The sequence below is a fragment of the Pantoea sp. USHLN298 genome (assembly GCF_037149395.1).
In the GTDB taxonomy this organism is placed as follows: domain Bacteria; phylum Pseudomonadota; class Gammaproteobacteria; order Enterobacterales; family Enterobacteriaceae; genus Pantoea; species Pantoea astica.
In genome coordinates this window covers 101,450-119,579 of sequence record NZ_JBBCRO010000006.1, presented here as the reverse complement: position 1 = coordinate 119,579, position 18,130 = coordinate 101,450, and the positions used below count along the sequence as shown (strand labels likewise).

Genomic DNA, 18,130 nt, shown 5'->3' with positions numbered 1-18,130 from the left:
CAAAAGTCTGACAGCTGTCACTCTTCCAGCCACTGCTTTTATCTCACCCGTTCGAATTCATTATCCTGACACACTCCGATACACTATTTTACAGCACTAGTCTTTTTCTCATTAGCTCCAATTAAAATCCGCAAAGTTATGCTTTTTTAACAGGCAGTTAAACTGGACCCTGCACTTTTTGCGTTCGCTTATACACCGCGCTTAATGGTAATGACGCGCGATCAATCGCTGACTTTATGCGCTAAATGAAACCTATACAAAAATAATTACAATTTAATTCTATGCGAATCAGAAAAAGAGATAATTGCTTTAGCGTTAATGAATGGTCTGATGATTTTATCCTGATTTTAGATTGAGTGTTATAAAAAAGGCTTATCTGAAATGGTGCTGCTTTAGAGGGCCGGTTAACCTAATTCATTAATACAGAAAGAAATTAAAGCGAATAATATCATCATGAAAAAATAAGATATTCGAAATTAAATAATAAATACTCCAGATTGGTAATTAATGTTAATAATGGGACAGCACTTTTAGATCATGATAAAAAATGGCAAAAAACATAGGATAAATTGCGAGTGAAAACTCAGGAATAATTTCCTTGAAGTCGTGTCACATCAAATAATAATAAACAATTCATAGGATGAATTAGATGAAGAATGAGATCTTTATTCTCGGTAATAACGAGATGTTAATGCTTGGATTAAATGAACTTACAAGGAATTTTACAGGTAAAAAGGGACTATTCTCAGTCCGACGTGTCAGTCTGATTGAGCTTATGCATATAGATGCCAGCTATAAAACCAAAAAAAAACACAGTATTGCTATCGTTCCTGCACATCTCAAGGACGTTATTCATATCTTTGCCGGTATGGAGCATATCAGGCTGGTCCCCAGCAATATCAGTTTGTTTGCATTCTCGTCGCTGCTTAGCGAAGTCGTGTTTTCTGATGCAGGCGCAAATCGGCCAGGATCAAACGATGCACTTTTCCTGACGGCGAAGGAGAGACGCTATTGTTACCTGGTCTACAATGGCATTTCGAATAAAAAAATCGCCTGCTATTTCCAGTGCACAGAGAAAAACGTCAGCTATCTGAAAAGAAAGATAATGTCGAAGTGGCATTGCAAAAATAGCCTCGATTTTTACAAGACGATAAATTATTTTTACGGTGATAATGACACGATTTTTGGCTTAAACAGCGCCGGATAGCACGATCGCTTGCGAGCCTGAATGTGGGTTATAGGAAGCATGAACTGTAAAAAACAATGGAAGCGTAGAGCGCGAGCATAACCCAGGCGCCATCAACCTCATCATTACAGGCCTGGCCGCATGACATCATGGCCAGCCTGATTCTCTCTTACTGCTGAACATCCTCTCTGGCCGTTAACCCCTGATGCGCACTGAAGGCAGAATCCTTTCCGTCTCTGAGCGTAAAAGGCGATGTTGCCTGGCCTCAACTCAGATTGCCGCATGCTATGTTGCTACGCCGCTAATCAACGGACTTCGCCCTGTTAAGACGAGCTGACCTGCACGTCTGGCTGTAGCGCGCATCCTGTTATTCCTGAAATAGCTCGCACTCAGCTGCCAATAAAGTGCAATGAAACGCGGTGATTACCTTTTCATCCTGAACTGCTATCTCTGAATGCGTTATCAGCCCGGCTGAAACTGCGTCACCTCAACCGTACGGAAACCTCGTCTGATTATTAACGACCGTTTCGTCAGCGCATAGGCTGGCGCTCAGCTTCCTGATCTCTTTGGTGCGGCCTTACACTTCGTTCAGAAACCCGAGCGTCCTTTTCCGGATAGCAGAGACGGATGACTGGTGCTGAACCCTCGGTCTGACCAGAGGGAGTCTGTCTCTGACTTTTAGCTGATTGACACAAACTCCTGTCTTTGAGGTTTTATCTTCTACCTCTTTTTATGTATAAAAGAGCACGGAAGCGATCTCGCTATGCCACTTTCCTTGTTATGCTGAACATTAATGGTGCATCGGTCGGCCGTTAATTTCCCCCTGTAACCTGCGTTTCGGGAATACTCCTCTCATTAACGCCGCTTTCTCCCTGAATAAAGCGTTCTTCATCGCGCGAAACCTCCTAAAAGAAACTAATCATCATTTAAATTTTAATTAACAACTTACCTCAATGAAAATACGGGTTTTTAGGCCTTTCAAGTCTCATTTGACAATGGAGTGGTTAGCCTGAATAGCATTGATTTGGATGATTCTCACTAAGATTGTTATTTCATTCTCTTTTTTGTAAAGGTATAAATGCCTCCGTCAGCAAGCGGGTAAAGAAATGTATAGATACATATACGAAGCCTTACTCCTGCACCGAATATAAACAAACATGGCTCATAAAAAATGGGTCGGTTTTTTTATGTAACAACGCGAAGTGTACGCATAAGTAAATAAATTTAATTTAAGGATGATATAAATGAAAAAGATTCAACTGGCAATGATTATGGGTATGGTTCTGGCAAGCGGCAGCGTATTTGCAGCGGATCAGGGTCACGGTACTGTGCAATTCAAAGGCGAAATCATTGACGCACCTTGCTCAATCACTGCTGATACTGTTGAGCAGACTGTTGACCTGGGTCAGGTTTCAAGTTCAGTGCTGGCTAAAGGCGGCAAATCTTCACCTAAAGCTTTCAACATCAAACTGGAAGATTGTACGATCACTACCCAGAAAACTGTAACCGCTACCTTCACCGGTAAAGGCGCTACTTTTGATACCACTTCTTCACTGCTGGCTCTGGCTGGTTCAGCTGCAGGCGCAGGTATCGCTATTACTGATGACAACAGCAGCGTCATTAAGCTGGGTACTGCGAGCACCCCTTACAACTTAACTACCGGCACGACTGAAGCTGAACTGCGTTACTCTGCTTACCTGCAGGGTGCAGCTGATAACACCGCTACCCCAATTGTTCCTGGTGAATTCACCAGCGTAGCTAACTTCACTTTAGCTTACGAATAATAGTCTGTATTTAATAAACAGGCGGTTCGCCGCCTGTTTATTTATTCAATGCTTCACGCATTATGAATTTAATAAGCACCGGGTGACGATTAATATGAGAATTTTTTTAATCTCTCTATTTTCCCTTGCGGTACTGAGCCAGTTTTCGGTAGCGAATGCCGCCGGGCAGGGACATGGTAAAGTACAAATGCAGGGAATGATAATAGATACGCCCTGTGCCATTTCGGCTGAAAGTCTGGACCAAAGTATCGATCTGGATGTTTTACCTGTGAGCACCATAGTCAATGAAGGTGTCGGACCTGCGCAACCCTTTACCATCAAACTCAGTAATTGCTCACTGGAATCCTCACTTAAAAACAAAAATGACTGGTCAAAGTTTTCCATTGCATTCGATGGAAATACGACTAATGGAGACCTGTTCAGTACGAGTGGTGAGGCCAATGGCGTAGGTCTGCAGATTTCTGATAAAGCCGGAAATATTGCCGTGCCAGGACAGGCTATGCCTGAGAATAGTATTACACCTGGCAGTATGACAATAAATTATAACTTACGTTTAATGGCAGACCAGAATACAGTTCGGGCTGGCAACTTCCAGAGCACTATACGCTTCAGAATGGATTATTACTGATGAAGGGATCTCATAAAAATTTACCCCTGCCAATAATAACAAGTAAAATACGGCCACTGGTTATCAGTATAATATTGGCTCTGGGAACGAGTTCTTACGCAAGAGCCGCAGGTAATCAGGATATACAGTTCAATACAGACGTACTGGATGTAAAAGATCGCGAACACATTGACCTGAGCCATTTTGCCCGTGCCGGATATGTGATGCCGGGTAAGTACCATATGATGCTGCGGGTCAATCGCCACGAATTTAATGAAATTGATGTGGTTTTTCAGGTTCCGGCCAACGATCCTAAAGGCAGTGAACCCTGTATTACGCCAGAGATTGCTAACCAGATTGGCCTCAAAGATAAAATGAAAGGGCAGCTCGTCTGGCTGAATAACAATACCTGCTTAGATATTTCTTCGCTGCCGGGTGCCCAGGCAACGGGTAATCTGGCGGACAATGCGCTCGATATTTCGATCCCGCAAGCCTATATCGAATATATCGCTGACAACTGGGATCCCCCGTCACGCTGGGATGAAGGCATCCCAGGCGGCATACTGGATTACAGTGTTAACGCCAGGAACAGCCGCACCTCGGATGTGGGAAAAAATGAGCAGGATGTCAGTGGTAATGGTGTGGTCGGCCTTAATGCCGGACCCTGGCGCCTGCGCGGCGACTGGCAGGGCTATTACAACCACACAACGGGATTAAAAGAACCGTCTCAGCATACGTTACGCATGAGTCGCTACTATATGTATCGGGCTATCGGCGCGCTGCGGGCCAAGCTCACCCTGGGAGAAAACTATCTCTATTCGGATATTTTCGATAGTTTTCGTTTCACCGGGGCGAGCCTGGTATCGGACGACAGTATGCTGCCGCCGAACCTTCGTGGTTATGCGCCGGAGGTCAGTGGTGTCGCAAAAACGGACGCTAAGGTCACGGTCTCACAACAGGGACGGGTTATCTATGAAACCCAGGTACCCGCAGGGCCGTTTCGTATTCAGGATCTTAGCTCTGCTGTTTCCGGTACCCTGGATGTGCAGATTAAAGAGCAGGATGGCAGCGTTCGAACCTTTCAGGTCAATACTGCGAACATCCCTTATCTGACGCGTCCTGGCATCGTTCGCTACAAGATGGCATTAGGTAAACCTTCTGACTATCTGCGGCACAGTCGTGGTCCGAATTTCGCCAGCAGTGAGTTTTCCTGGGGGATCAATAATGGCTGGTCGCTTTATGGCGGGGCGATCATTGGCGGTGATTATAATGCGCTATCCACCGGGGTGGGACGTGATCTGCTGGCGTTTGGCGCACTCTCGGTCGATGTGACTCAGTCCCGGGCGCGTTTGCCGGATCAGGGCAACCTGACGGGTGAATCTTATCGTCTCAGCTATTCGAAGCGCTTTGAAGAGATTAGCAGTCAGGTTACTTTTGCCGGCTACCGTTTTTCCGAACGTAACTACCTGAGCATGTCTCAGTATCTTGACTTACGTTACCTTGGAAACAGCAATGGGCAGGGCAAAGAACTGTACACGATCACCTTCAATAAACAATTTGAAGATTTGGGTCTTAGCGGTTATTTAAACTATAGCCATCAGACTTACTGGGATCAGCCTGCCAACGACAACTATACGATGTCTCTGGCAAAGTACTTTGATTTTATGCGTCTTAAAAATCTGAGTATTAACCTGACGGCGTACCGGTCAGTTTATGATCATGCTAATGATGATGGCGCTTATCTGACGCTCAGTATTCCCTGGGGGAATACCGGTTCAATAAGCTATGACAGCCAGTATTACAACAGTAAAACATCGCATACGGTCAGTCTTTATAATCGTATCGACAGTAACAGTAATTATCAGCTTAGTACGGGCATTGATTCAAACAGTGACGGCAATGTCAGTGGTTATTATACCCATGATGGCGACCTGACGAGTATGACTGCCAATGCCAGCTATAGCAGTAACCAGTATAATTCTTTTGGTGTCTCTCTGCAGGGTGGGGTAACGGCCACCGGTAATGGCGTTGCGTTACACCGCATCGGCACATTAGGCGGAACACGAATGATGCTGGATACCGGTGGGGTGAAAAATGTTCCGCTGGTAGGTAACGGCGGTGTCAGCCACAGTAATATGTTCGGTAAAGCAGTCATCAGCGATCTTAATAGTTATTACCGCAGCAGCGTTCGGGTTGACCTGGATAAACTGGCCGATAATGTCGATGCACCTCGCTCAGTCGTGCAGTCCTCATTAACCGAAGGCGCTATTGGTTACCGTAAATTAGGCATCGTTGCCGGGCAGAAAGCGATGGCGATTGTGAAACTGGCTGATGGTTCCTCACCTCCGTTTGGCGCGACAATTGAAAATAAAGATGCTTATCAGACGGGTATTATTAATGATGATGGCAGCGTCTGGTTGACGGGAATTAATGCCGGCGAAGTGATGAAGGTGAAATGGGACGGTAAAGAGCAGTGCCATGTCACTTTGCCTAAGGTATTACCCCCATTAACCAGTGCATTACTGCTTCCTTGCGAATAAAGCAGCGCTGAAAAGATAAAAAATTTAAGAGAGAGTTATGATGAATATTAAAATTTTATCCTCCCTGATGGCAGGTTTATTACTTGGCTGTGCTGTCATGCCACAGGCCAATGCGGCCATTGCGCTGGACCGTACCCGCGTCATTTTTGATGGCGGAAAAAATTCGACCAGCCTGAATATCAGCAATAAAAATAAAGAACTTCCCTATCTGGCCCAGGGCTGGATAGAGGATGCCAACGGGAATAAAATAGATTCGCCGTTAATCGTACTTCCGCCGCTGCAGCGTCTGGACCCCTCGGCCAAAAGCCAGGTCAAAATCCAGTCGTTACCCGCGATTAACCTGCTGGCTCAGGATAAAGAGACGCTTTATTATTTTAATCTCAGGGAAATTCCACCGCGTACCAATAAAGCCAATACATTACAGATAGCATTGCAGACCAGAATAAAATTATTTTATCGTCCCGCCACCTTGATTAAGACTTCTGCGGAGATGATCAATGTCTGGAAAGATAAAATTACCCTGACGCGTGAAGGCAATAAATATCGCATCAACAATAATACGCCTTACTTTTTTAATGTCGCCGCGGTGGGTAATGGCAGTAAAGATCTGGCTGAAATTAAGCCGTTGACGATTGCGCCGCAGAGCAGCGAAACCCTCTCTGTGAGTGCAGATCAGATGGGTAATTCACCCGATATTACCTTTATCAATGATTACGGTGGCCGGCCAAAACTGCATTTCCGCTGCAGTGGATCAACCTGCAACGTAGGTGAATATAAAGAAGGCTAATCCTGCGCTGTGCAGGATAGCAAGCAAGAACCAATCAGGAATTGCATATGGATATCGAAGCTACTTCGTTAACAGGAACGGGTTCAGGTCAGAGGATTATTCGTCACGGTTTGCAGGGACTGACATGCCTGATAGTCGCCTCTTTACTCTCAGCCGCGCCTGCTGTCCGGGCGCAGGATTTCAGTCAGGTAGACGGTGAGAGCGGCGTCATGCATATCTCCGGTGCGCTGACCCAGGGGGCCTGCCGTCTGGAAATGCAAAGTGCTGACCAGCATATTGAGCTGGGCACCATCACTACCGGGGATTTCAGCACGGTGGGCCAGCGTGGCGAGGCGATTCCGTTTCAACTGACTTTGCGCGACTGTTTGCTGAATGGCGGGCGTCAACGGGACGCCAGAACACAGAGTACCGTCTGGGATAGCCGCCAGCCTGTGGTCTCCGTCTCTTTTGTCGCGCCAGCCGATAATGAATCGCCCGATCTGGTTAAAGTCGCGGGGGCTCAGGGTGTGGGGCTGCGTCTGCTGGATAGCCGTCACCAGGATGTGCGTCTGGGCGATCGAAGTGAACCGGTTTTTGTCGCGCCTTATCACGATGTGTTGACCTGGTATGTGGTTCCTGAGCGTACGTCAGCGCCGCTGGTCGCCGGAGCTTTCACCTCCACCGTTAACTTTCGCCTGAATTATGACTGAGGTTAAAATTATGCCAGTGCCGCAGAGGGTGAGAGCGCTAATACCATGGCGTCGCATACGCACCTGTTTGAACAGTGTTATTGCGCTTTGTGTATGTCTGTCCGTGGGACCGCTTTACGCGATAGATCCGATTCCGATTAAAATAACCGGTACCGTTATCGCCACGGCTGCCTGTAATTTCGGCAGCGATGAAACGGTAGCCGTTGAATTTGGTGATGTTTATATTAATCAAATCAGCGGCGACTTTTATAAAAAGCCCGTTCCTTACACCTTAACCTGCCAGGGCGATTCTGCGGGTAAAACCATCAGCATGCAGTGGGTTGCCAATGCAGCTGCATTTGACAGTCAGTTAACAACCACCGATGTTTCCGGGCTGGGGATTAAGTTATTGCAGAATAATAGCCAGGTGAGTCCTAATGCCTGGTTTACCATTGACGCAAACTCTCCCCCTTCGCTGGATGTTGTTCTGGTTAAACAATCAGGTGCTTCTTTTAGCAGTGGGCAGGAATTTAATGCATCAGCAACGCTTAAAGTGGCTTATCAATAAGGAAGAATAAAGATGAAAGCCAGGCAACATTCTCTGCTCGGCATGAAGCTACTTGCTGCTTTGCCGCTTCTGTTTCTTTTTAGCTTCGAAATATATGCAGACCAGACGGGTGATACGGTTAATGTCACTATTCACGGCACGTTAAAACGCCAGCCCTGCCATATCAGCAATGACGAGAATATCGCCATTGAATTTGGCAATGTCGGGATCAATAAAATTGATGGCGAACGTTATAAGCAGCCAATCAGTTACACGCTGGAATGCGAAGATCCGGATGCCGCGGCAACGTTGAATATGACGCTGAAAGGGACGCAGACTGACTATAACACCGGCGCAATTACCACCACCATACCGGGGCTGGGTATTGAAATTCTGCAAAATGGGGCGCCGGTTAAGATCAATGAATCCTTTGTGATTGACTATAACAATCCTCCCACTCTGGAAGCGGTTCCGGTCTCTTCCGGCGCGGCATTAACGGAAGGCGCGTTTAGTGCGACGGCAACGTTACTGGCGGAGTATGAATAATGTCAGAATATAAAAAAATCGAAATCATTAACTTTTTTTTAGTTGTTAATCTGATTGTTATTATGCTTTTACTGCTGTTATTACAGGTGAAGGCCCATGCAGTGACGGATAATCTTCGGTTTTCGGGTAATCTTGTCGCGGAACCCTGCGTACTTGATCCGACAACAGAAAATATAGAACTCGATTTCGGTACCATTATTGATAAATATCTCTATATCAATCAGCGCGTTCACAGCCAGCCTTTTACGGTGCGTTTGCTGGAGTGCGATTTATCGCTGGGAAATACTGTGAGTTTAACCTTCAGCGGAACTGCGGACAGCGAATTAACCGATATGCTGGCGATAACCGGTTCGGCCAGCGGTATCGCGATTGGGCTGGAAAGTACCAGCGGTGTTGCGCTGCCGTTTAATAAAGCGACACCCATGTATGCATTGACGTCGGGCACCACCGAACTGGTATTTAATGGTTATGTTCAGGGCAAGCCAACGGCGATTCAAAATCATTCTATTGGCCGGGGCGAGTTTAACGCGATAGCGACTTTTACCCTCAATTATGAATAAGCGCAGCCAGAGACTGAAACGAGTTTGTTGCTATTTATAAATCAGAAATGCGAATAACTGAACCGCGGAATAGGGTATGAGTGCGTGGTAACACAGCATTTTAGCGAGATAAAAATAATGAAGAAATTATCGAAGATAGCCAGTCTGATATTGAGTAAAACCGTGCTATCCGCGTTGGTTATCTGGCTCTGGTCGGCCAGCTGTAGCGCTTATGATTTTAGTGTGACCTGTTACGGTGACAATGGACTGTGCGGGCCGGGCGTCAATTTTACCTTAACCAAAATCAGTACTGCGCATGACGCGGTAGCAATACCGTTTTCACCGGTGTCAGTACAAATTTATCTGGCCAACTGCAGTTCCGATACCAGCTGCACTAAGCTGGTTGGTCCATTCTGGGAAAAAGCGATCAATTACCCCGCCTGGGAAGCAAAAACCTGGGGTAACCTGGGGACGAAGTTTCTTACCGCTAATATTCTCAATGGTGCCATTACTGCGGGTATCAATGCCGGTAGCGGTGATGTCTGGAATCCTCAGGCCTATAAAAACCTCTGCTTCAGCATCACACCCGTCAATCCGAGTAATGGCTGGTCAATCTGGGGGATAAATTATACTTATCCCGCGGGTACCGTGATGTGTTCAGTGCCGATTAACCGGGTTGTGGCTGATACCTGTAGCGTCTCAACACCCAGCATTGATGTCGCTTTTGGTCAGCTTGAACGGTCAGAAATCAGTACAACGCTGCCTGCGAGTAACGATGTGAGCAAAACCCTGACGCTGAATTGCAGTGGTACCAGCGTTCACAACTTTTCGCTGAAGCTGAATATGACCCCGGTGTCGTGGTCAAACTCGCAAATCACTACCAGTAACAGTGCGCTGGGTATCAGCGTATCGAAAGATAGCACCGTGCTGAATAACGGCTCTTCTTTCGACATGAGTGTGGCCGGGTCGGGCACCGCGGGGCTGGTCTTCAGCGTCTTGAGAAATCCTTCGCTGCCCAGCAGCAGCATTGCTACCGGCGACTTTACCGCTTCTGCAACGCTGGTTGTCACCGAACAGTAAGGTTTCTAGCCCTAAAAAAGGGTCTGATGCTCAGGTTTCCCGGCATCAGACCCTGATTAAAATAACTCCCCGCTGAGGCGCTGACCTCACCCACTCCTCAGGTTTTAATCGCCTGATCCAGCCATTGCTGAAAACGCGCATAGGGCACGTAGAGCGCAACATTCTTATACAGCGTCTTGCCGCTGGTATTGTCATTAATGCGATCGCTATAGCCGATGATCACGCCCGCCAGCGTATCGTCAGAGGCGTTATAGACCGCGCCGCCCGACATCCCTTTCACCACTCCGGCATTGGCCGCCACCACCACACAGTCCGCTTTGTTCCAGCTGTTTGCCAGCGTGGTATTAATCAGGTTCTGTCCGCTGGAGCTGACCGGCATCGCCGAAATAAAACTGTAGCCATAGAGATTCACCTGATCGCCGATATGGCTGTTGCGAAAGCTGGGCGGCAGGCTGGCTTCGCTGTTTTTGTGGTAGACCACCGCCAGATCGCATTGCGGATGCCAGGACTTGATCCGATAGAGCGAAAACTTCGCTACGTGCGCGGCGGTCAGGCTGTACTCCGACGTCAGCGGAATGGTGGTGCCCAGCGTGCCTAATCCCAGCACGGTTGGAATACCGGTCACGGTCATATCGACCCGCTTTTCGGCCTCTTTACTGTACTCATAGTGACCCACCGAGCAGCCGGTTAAGGCAAATATCATCAGGGCAATAAGCCGTTGCATTCTTTCTCCCCGCGTCAGAATGAGTTCACACCAGCTGGCGTTTCATAATGGGGTTATCGGCAACGCTGAAATTTTATTTATTGCAGACACATTAAAAAGCGTAACCGGTGACAGGCAAATGACAACCCTTGCTGGGCTGTGGTGGCAAAATCGGGCGTTTTTGGTTGCGCTGCGGATGACAACATCCTGCAGCGACGGCAGATATTATTGCGGCGATAGCAATAATCCTTTGCCGCCAGGGGACTATGTGGTGTTCAGCGGCTGTGCTGTAATAGCCCGCGTGACGCAGATCAAATATTAATAAGCGTCGACTGAGCCACGGCTTCGCGCGGTTCACCTGCATTTTCATCGTATTGGGAGAAATGTTATGCCTGTAGCGTTACTGGCGCTGGCGCTGAGTGCGTTCGCCATCGGCACCACCGAGTTTGTCATTATGGGCCTGCTGCCGGATGTGGCAGGCGATCTTCAGGTGTCGATTCCGTCAGCAGGCTGGTTAATCAGCGGTTATGCGTTAGGCGTCGCGATTGGCGCACCGATTATGGCGCTGCTGACCGCCCGGCTGCCGCGTAAAAAAACGCTGATGCTGTTAATGGTGATCTTCATCGTAGGCAATCTGCTGTGTGCGCTGGCCTACAACTATAACCTGCTGATGCTGGCACGTATCGTGACCGCGCTGTGCCACGGCGCCTTCTTTGGCATTGGTGCTGTGGTGGCGGCCAGTCTGGTGGCGCCGGGACGTCAGGCGTCTGCCGTGGCTCTGATGTTTACCGGGCTGACGCTGGCTAACGTACTGGGCGTGCCATTGGGCACCTGGTTTGGTCAGCTGTTCGGCTGGCGCGCGACCTTCTGGGGCGTGGCGGTTATCGGCGTGCTGGCTTTCATCGCCCTGATTGTCAGCCTGCCAAATAACAAACAGGAAAAACCGGTCGATCTCGCCAGTGAAGTGAGCGCGCTGGCTAACGGTAAACTGTGGCTGTCGCTGCTGATGACGGTATTTTTTGCCGCGGCGATGTTTGCGCTGTTCAGCTATATCGCGCCGCTGCTGTTAGAAGTGACCGGGATCAGCGATCGCGGCGTCAGCTGGACGCTGTTCCTGATTGGCGCGGGCCTGACGGTCGGCAATATTCTGGGCGGTAAAATGGCGGACTGGAAAGTCTCCTTCAGCCTGATCCTCAGCTTCTCCCTGATTGCGATTTTCTCGCTGCTGTTCAGCTGGACCAGCCACGCGCTGTGGCTGGCAGAGATCACCCTGTTCCTGTGGGCGATGGCAACCTTTGCCACCGTGCCAGGCCTGCAGATTAACGTGGTGCGTCACGGTAAAGAGGCCCCGAATCTGGTCTCGACCCTGAATATTTCCGCGTTCAACGTCGGTAATGCGCTGGGTGCCTGGGTCGGCGGGGCGGTGATTGGCCGGGGTTACGGCCTGACGGCGGTACCGGTTGCCGCCGCGGCGCTGGCGGTGATCGGTCTGCTGGTCTGCCTGATCACCTTCCGCAAATCGGGTGGCGCGGCTTCTGCGGTGCGCGCTTAAACCAGGCGTGCGGCGATGCGCGCCGGAAAGTCAGCCACCTGTTGTTGCAGATGGCTGACGAACGCATCGACCAGCGCCGAGGCGGGGCGGTGATGCGGCCGGACCAGGCTAACGGTAAAGGGCACCGACACGCTGAACCGCCGCATCACCACACCGCTGTCGGCATAATCGAGCGCCGTCAGCGGATTGACGATTGAAATGCCGACTCCCGCTCTGACCATAGCGCACACCGACGCGGCGCTGTGGGTTTCCAGCACCAGACGTCGATCCACTTCCTGTTCATGAAACAGCGCATCAAGCAGCTGGCGATAACTGTCGGTGCGCGACAGACTGACATAATTCTCACCGGCAAAATCCTGCGGCGTCAGTACGGCACGCTGACTCAGAGGATGCTGCTGCGGCAACACACAGACCTCATCGCAGGTTAACAGCGCATAACGATCGGTACCGGCCGGTGCATGCTGGGTTTCGGTTAAACCGAGGTCATAGCGCTGCGCCGACAGCCACTCCTCCAGCAGCGGCGACTCCTGCGGGATCACATTCAGACTGACATCCGGATAGCGCTGCAAAAAAGGCTGACACAGCGGTGGCAGCAGCGACTGCGAAAACACCGGTAAACAGGCAACCGAAAGCTCGCCCTGACGAAACTGCCGCAGGTTATCCGCCGCCTCCATGATGCGATCCAGCCCATACCAGGAACGCTGCACTTCCTCAAACAGCCGCAGCCCCTGCACCGTTGGTTGCAGACGTCCGCGCACCCGGCCAAACAGCTGCAGTCCGAGCTGCTGCTCCAGCCGCGCCAGCTCCCGGCTCACCGTCGGCTGCGAGGTGTGCAGCAGCGTCGCGGCCTGCGTCAGGTTACCGCTGGTCATCACCGCGTGAAAAATTTCAATGTGTCGCCAGTTGATGTTCGCCACATCGCCATCCCATATCAATTGTGCATAGATGCTATTAAAACAGATATTTTTCGCTATAGCACGATTCTGGCTTAATGGGGTTATCGCCACAGGAGAATCCTTATGCCCCGTTCCTTACAGACCACTGAAACCGCGCTCAACGCCACTAACCTGCTGCCGCTGGCACGCCGCTATGCGGGGCCGTTCTGGGCCTACGATGCCGAAATCATTCAGGCGCGCATCGCCCAGTTGCAGGCGTTTGATGTGGTGCGCTTTGCCCAGAAATCCTGCTCAAATATCCATATCCTGCGCCTGATGCGGGCGGCGGGCGTTAAGGTTGATTCGGTCTCGCTGGGCGAAATAGAACGTGCGCTGGTGGCGGGATACCAGCCGGGCGGTGACGAGATCGTGTTTACTGCTGACCTGTTTGATCAGCCCACGCTGGCGCGGGTTGCGGCGCTGAAGGTGCCGGTTAATGCCGGTTCCGTCGATATGCTGCATCAGCTGGGGGCTGTCTCGCCGGGCCATGCGGTATGGCTGCGGGTTAACCCCGGTTTCGGCCACGGCCACAGTCAGAAAACCAATACCGGCGGTGAAAACAGCAAGCACGGTATCTGGCACGGGGATCTGGCCTTAGCGCTGGCGGCAATCCAGCAATATGGCCTGCGACTGGTGGGCATTCATATGCATATCGGTTCCGGCGTTGATTACGCCCATCTGCAACAGGTATGTGATGCGATGGTCAGTCTGGTGGTGGAGTTCGGTCAGGATCTGACCGCGATCTCAGCGGGCGGCGGATTGTCGATTCCCTATCGCTACGGTGAAGAGGCGATCGATACCGATCACTATTTTGGTTTGTGGGATGCCGCGCGCCAGCGTATTGCGCAGCACCTGGGTCATGACGTCAAACTGGAAATTGAGCCGGGTCGTTTCCTGGTGGCCGAGTCGGGCGTGCTGGTGTCGCAGGTGAGGGCGGTGAAAGAGATGGGCAGCCGTCACTTTGTGCTGGTCGACGCCGGTTTCAGTGATTTAATGCGCCCGTCGATGTACGGCAGCTATCACCATATCTCGCTGATGGCGGGCGATGAGCGGGCGATTGATGAGCTGCAGACTATCGACACGGTGGTCGCCGGTCCACTGTGCGAATCGGGCGATGTCTTTACCCAGCTGGAAGGCGGCAAAGTCGATACCCGTGCTATTCCGGCGGCGCAGGTCGGCGATTATCTGGTGTTTCATGACACCGGCGCGTATGGCGCGTCGATGTCATCCAATTACAACAGCCGTCCCCTGATCCCGGAAGTGCTGTTCGAACAGGGGCAACCGCGCGAGATCCGCCGCGCGCAGACCATCCAGGAATTACTGGCGCTGGAAGAGGTCTGACCGGCCGCACAGGCGGCAGCAAAGGCCGCCTGTCAGTTAAACAGCTCTTTACGCAGCATCACCATCTCCTCCGCCAGATCGCGACACAACATCGCATTCATTAAATGATCCTGTGCATGTACCAGGATCAGCGTCACCGGTAACTTGCCGCTGCCTTCATCCGCGCCAATCAACTGCGTCTGAACCTTATGCGCTTCTTTTGCTGCGGCATCGGAGGCGGCCAGCGCCGCGTCGGCACCTGACCAGTCACGCTGGCGAGCGCACTGGATCGCCATCATCGCTGACGATCGGGCTTCCCCGGCATTGATCAGCAATTCCATCATGGTTTGTTCGAAATCCATACGACCTCCGTTATTGGTATGCCAAATTGGCTTTTTTAATCTTACTGGAATGCCAAAAAACGTTTCCGGGAGCTTTGTCACAGAAAGAAACGGGGATAATCGTCATTTTGGTATGCCACTAACAGGGAAGATAGCCACGACTACTGGAATGCCAATCTTACATCTCTGAGGGTTGACCCATGTCTCTACAGGACCGCCTTATCGATTCGCTGGGCAGCTTTGCCACCCGCTTCAATAGCTACCGCTACATCATGGCGATCAAAGCCTCGTTCATTACACTGATGCCGGTGATCATCGTCGGCGCCTTCTCGGTGCTGATTTCAAACATGGTGCTGGACAGTAAAAATGGCCTCGCCAGCTTCGCCGCGCTGAGTTTTTTAGCCGATCTGAAACCGATCACCAGCAGTATTAACTATGCCACGCTGAGCTTCCTCAACATTGGCGCGGTGTTCCTGATTGGGATTGAGCTGGGCCGTATCAACGGCATCAAAACCTTGTTCCCTGGCCTGCTGGCGGTCATCTGTTTTGTCTCCGTGACACCTACCACCTTACAGATGATGGTCGACGGTCAGATGCATCTGGTCACCGATGTGCTGGCGAAGCAGTTCTCAGATACCAAAAGCCTGTTTCTCGGCATGTTTATCGCCATTCTGTCGGTCGAGATTTATTGCCGTCTCGAACAGGTTGAGCGGCTGAAAATTAAGATGCCTGATACTGTGCCGCCCAACGTTGCCGCCTCTTTTTCGGCGCTGATCCCGTCGATTATCACCGTGACGCTGGTGGCCACCTTTGGCTTTGTTTTCCATCGCGTTAGCGGCATGTATCTGTATGACGCGGTCTATCAGGTGGTGCAGCAACCGCTGGAGTCGGTGGTGCAGAGCCTGTGGGGGATTCTGATTCTGATGTTCGTTGCCCAGCTGTTCTGGGTCATTGGCATTCACGGCAATCAGATGGTGAAACCGATTCGTGAACCGCTGCTGCTGGGGGCGATTATGGTCAATATGACCGCCTTTGAGCAGGGCAAAGAGGCGCCAAATATCATCACCATGCCGTTCTGGGATGTTTACATGAGCATCGGCGGTTCCGGCCTCACCATCGGCCTGTTGACGGCGGTGATGCTGGCAACGCGGCGCAAGGAGATGCGTGAAATCGCCAAACTCTCCTTCGGCCCCGGCATCTTCAATATCAATGAACCGGTGATCTTTGGTATGCCGATTATGCTCAACCCGATCCTGGCGATCCCGTTCATCATTACGCCGCTGGTGACCGGTTCCATCGGCTATTTCGCCACGGTGATGGGATTCGCCGGCAAAGCGGTGGTGATGGTGCCGTGGACCACGCCACCGATCATTAACGCCTGGCTCTCGACGGCGGGATCGATGGGCGCGGTCGTGACCCAGATCATCTGCATTCTGGTATCGGTGCTGATCTACCTGCCGTTTGTCAAAGTGGCTGCCCGCCGCGCCGATGCTGCCGAAGCGCAAAATTCACAACCTGAACTGACCCCGAACCGACCGGAGGTGTTATGAGTCGCCAGCTGATTCAGATCCCGCAAAATTTTATTCTCGGTGCTGCTGCTTCAGCCTGGCAAACCGAGGGCTGGAGCGGGAAAAAAGTGGGGCAGGACTCCTGGCCAGACGCCTGGTATCAGCAGGATCGGCACGTCTGGCATAACGGCTATGGCCCGGCCGTCGCCACCGATTTTATTAACCGTTTTGAAGAAGATGTGGCGCTGATGAAAGCCAGCGGGCTGACACACTATCGTACCTCGATCAACTGGTCGCGTTTTCTCACCGACTATGAAACGGCCACGGTGGACGAAGAGTACGCCGCTTACTATGACCGGCTGATTGACGAGATGCAGCGCCAGGGGATTGAACTAATGCTCTGCCTGGAGCATTACGAACTGCCCGCCACGCTGCTGGAGCAGTATGGCGGCTGGCAGTCAAAGCATGTGGTTGAGCTGTTTATCCGTTACGTCGAACAGGTGTTTAAACGCTATGCCGGACGGGTGACGCGCTGGTTTGTGTTTAACGAGCCGATTGTGGTGCAGACCCGCGTCTATCTCGATGCGCTGCGCTGGCCCTATGAGCAGAACACCCATAAGTGGATGCAGTGGAACCACCATAAAAATCTGGCCACCGCCCGGGTGGTGCAGCTGTTCCGCCAGGCGGGCTATGCCGGTCGCATCGGTACCATCCTCAACCCGGAAGTCACCTATCCGCGCTCGTCAGCCCCGCATGACCGGAAGGCGGCGCATATTTATGACCTGTTCTATAACCGGGTATTTCTCGATCCGGCTATTAAAGGCACCTATCCGGCCGAGCTGCTGGCACTGCTGGATAAACATCAGATTGAGTGGGAAGCAACGCCGGAAGAGCTGGCGATCATCGCTGGCAATACCGTCGATGAAGTCGGGCTTAATCTTTACTATCCGCACCGCGTAAAAGCCCCGTCCCGAGCCTGGCATCCGGAAACGCCGTTCCATCCCGCCTGGTATTACGAGCACTTTGAGTTGCCGGGCCGGCGGATGAACTCTTCGCGCGGCTGGGAAATTCAGCCGGAAATCATCTGGGATATGGCGCAGCGAATGCGCGATGAGTACGGCAACATTCCGTGGTTTGTCGCCGAGAGCGGCATGGGCGTCGAAAACGAAGCGCAGTTCAAAAACGCAGAGGGGGAAATTCAGGACGACTACCGCATCCACTTTATCAGCGAGCATCTGCATCAGGCGATCCGCGCGCAACAGGCGGGCATCAACTGTCAGGGCTATATGCTGTGGGCCTTCACCGACAATGTCTCGCCGATGAACGCCTTCAAAAACCGCTATGGCCTGATTGAAATCGACCTGGAGAACCAGCGTCAGCGCCGGATGAAAAAGTCCGCCCACTGGTTCCGGGCACTGCGCGATAACCAGCAATTTACCCTGTGGCTTGATGATGAGCCTAAGTAACCAAATAACCCGAGGAAGCGA

At 51.2% G+C, this 18,130-nt stretch carries 18 protein-coding genes; 15 read left to right on the top strand and 3 right to left on the bottom strand.

The annotated features are described in order from the left end of the window. The first annotated feature begins 649 nt into the window (after positions 1-649). The 10 genes from WFK59_RS16270 (at position 650) to WFK59_RS16225 (ending at position 10,284) form a co-directional block, all read left to right on the top strand. The gene (locus WFK59_RS16270; protein ID WP_336756445.1) at positions 650-1,207 is read left to right on the top strand and encodes a helix-turn-helix transcriptional regulator; all 558 of its coding nucleotides are present in this window, start codon (positions 650-652) and stop codon (positions 1,205-1,207) included. A gap of 1,223 nt (positions 1,208-2,430) precedes the next feature. After that, positions 2,431-2,970: a fimbrial protein gene (locus tag WFK59_RS16265; protein WP_233987218.1), complete on the top strand. Its 540-nt coding sequence runs from the start codon at positions 2,431-2,433 to the stop codon at positions 2,968-2,970. Between the two features lie 94 nt (positions 2,971-3,064). After that, on the top strand, positions 3,065-3,598 hold the full coding sequence (locus WFK59_RS16260; protein WP_233987219.1) for a fimbrial protein: 534 nt from the start codon (positions 3,065-3,067) through the stop codon (positions 3,596-3,598). Further along, on the top strand, positions 3,598-6,117 hold the full coding sequence (locus WFK59_RS16255; protein ID WP_233987220.1) for an outer membrane usher protein: 2,520 nt from the start codon (positions 3,598-3,600) through the stop codon (positions 6,115-6,117). Before WFK59_RS16260 ends, WFK59_RS16255 begins: the two co-directional genes overlap by 1 nt. Before the next feature lie 40 nt (positions 6,118-6,157). After that, a complete protein-coding gene (locus WFK59_RS16250; RefSeq protein WP_409520460.1) occupies positions 6,158-6,904 on the top strand; it encodes a fimbria/pilus periplasmic chaperone in 747 nt (248 codons plus the stop codon). A 47-nt stretch (positions 6,905-6,951) separates the two neighbouring features. Next, positions 6,952-7,593 (top strand): fimbrial protein, encoded by a 642-nt coding sequence (locus WFK59_RS16245; RefSeq protein ID WP_336756442.1) that lies wholly within the window; start codon positions 6,952-6,954, stop codon positions 7,591-7,593. 67 nt (positions 7,594-7,660) lie between these two features. Next, positions 7,661-8,140 carry a fimbrial protein gene (locus WFK59_RS16240; RefSeq protein ID WP_233987223.1) on the top strand — a complete coding sequence of 160 codons (480 nt, stop codon included), beginning with the start codon at positions 7,661-7,663 and terminating at the stop codon, positions 8,138-8,140. A gap of 12 nt (positions 8,141-8,152) precedes the next feature. Then, complete coding sequence (locus tag WFK59_RS16235) at positions 8,153-8,665, top strand: fimbrial protein (RefSeq protein WP_336756440.1); 513 nt, start codon at positions 8,153-8,155, stop codon at positions 8,663-8,665. After that, positions 8,665-9,225 (top strand): fimbrial protein, encoded by a 561-nt coding sequence (locus WFK59_RS16230; RefSeq protein ID WP_336756438.1) that lies wholly within the window; start codon positions 8,665-8,667, stop codon positions 9,223-9,225. The genes WFK59_RS16235 and WFK59_RS16230 overlap by 1 nt, the downstream gene beginning before the upstream one ends. A 117-nt stretch (positions 9,226-9,342) precedes the next feature. Then, on the top strand, positions 9,343-10,284 hold the full coding sequence (locus WFK59_RS16225; RefSeq protein WP_336756436.1) for a fimbrial protein: 942 nt from the start codon (positions 9,343-9,345) through the stop codon (positions 10,282-10,284). A gap of 97 nt (positions 10,285-10,381) precedes the next feature. Here WFK59_RS16225 and WFK59_RS16220 read toward each other — a convergent pair whose 3' ends face one another. Next, positions 10,382-11,008, bottom strand: a complete 627-nt coding sequence (locus WFK59_RS16220) for a serine protease (protein WP_336756434.1) — start codon at positions 11,006-11,008, stop codon at positions 10,382-10,384. 19 nt (positions 11,009-11,027) lie between these two features. On the opposite strand from WFK59_RS16220, the gene WFK59_RS16215 reads away from it, so the two are divergent. Together WFK59_RS16215 and WFK59_RS16210 are read left to right on the top strand one after the other, a co-directional pair. Next, positions 11,028-11,309, top strand: a complete 282-nt coding sequence (locus WFK59_RS16215; RefSeq protein WP_233987227.1) for a hypothetical protein — start codon at positions 11,028-11,030, stop codon at positions 11,307-11,309. 66 nt (positions 11,310-11,375) lie between these two features. After that, complete coding sequence (locus WFK59_RS16210) at positions 11,376-12,539, top strand: MFS transporter (RefSeq protein WP_336756432.1); 1,164 nt, start codon at positions 11,376-11,378, stop codon at positions 12,537-12,539. Here WFK59_RS16210 and WFK59_RS16205 read toward each other — a convergent pair. Beyond that, positions 12,536-13,456: a LysR family transcriptional regulator gene (locus WFK59_RS16205; RefSeq protein ID WP_233987229.1), complete on the bottom strand. Its 921-nt coding sequence runs from the start codon at positions 13,454-13,456 to the stop codon at positions 12,536-12,538. The genes WFK59_RS16210 and WFK59_RS16205 overlap by 4 nt on opposite strands. Before the next feature lie 102 nt (positions 13,457-13,558). On the opposite strand from WFK59_RS16205, the gene lysA reads away from it, so the two are divergent. Further along, entirely contained in the window at positions 13,559-14,815 is a 1,257-nt protein-coding gene (gene lysA / locus WFK59_RS16200) for a diaminopimelate decarboxylase (RefSeq protein ID WP_336756431.1), read from the top strand. A gap of 32 nt (positions 14,816-14,847) precedes the next feature. Here the strand turns inward: lysA and WFK59_RS16195 are convergent, their stop codons facing one another. Further along, positions 14,848-15,156 (bottom strand): PTS lactose/cellobiose transporter subunit IIA, encoded by a 309-nt coding sequence (locus WFK59_RS16195; RefSeq protein ID WP_233987231.1) that lies wholly within the window; start codon positions 15,154-15,156, stop codon positions 14,848-14,850. 179 nt (positions 15,157-15,335) lie between these two features. On the opposite strand from WFK59_RS16195, the gene WFK59_RS16190 reads away from it, so the two are divergent. Together WFK59_RS16190 and WFK59_RS16185 are read left to right on the top strand one after the other, a co-directional pair. Then, positions 15,336-16,685, top strand: coding sequence for a PTS sugar transporter subunit IIC (locus tag WFK59_RS16190; RefSeq protein WP_336756430.1), 1,350 nt, complete (start codon positions 15,336-15,338; stop codon positions 16,683-16,685). After that, on the top strand, positions 16,682-18,109 hold the full coding sequence (locus WFK59_RS16185; RefSeq protein ID WP_336756428.1) for a glycoside hydrolase family 1 protein: 1,428 nt from the start codon (positions 16,682-16,684) through the stop codon (positions 18,107-18,109). Before WFK59_RS16190 ends, WFK59_RS16185 begins: the two co-directional genes overlap by 4 nt. The last annotated feature ends 21 nt before the right edge of the window (positions 18,110-18,130 follow it).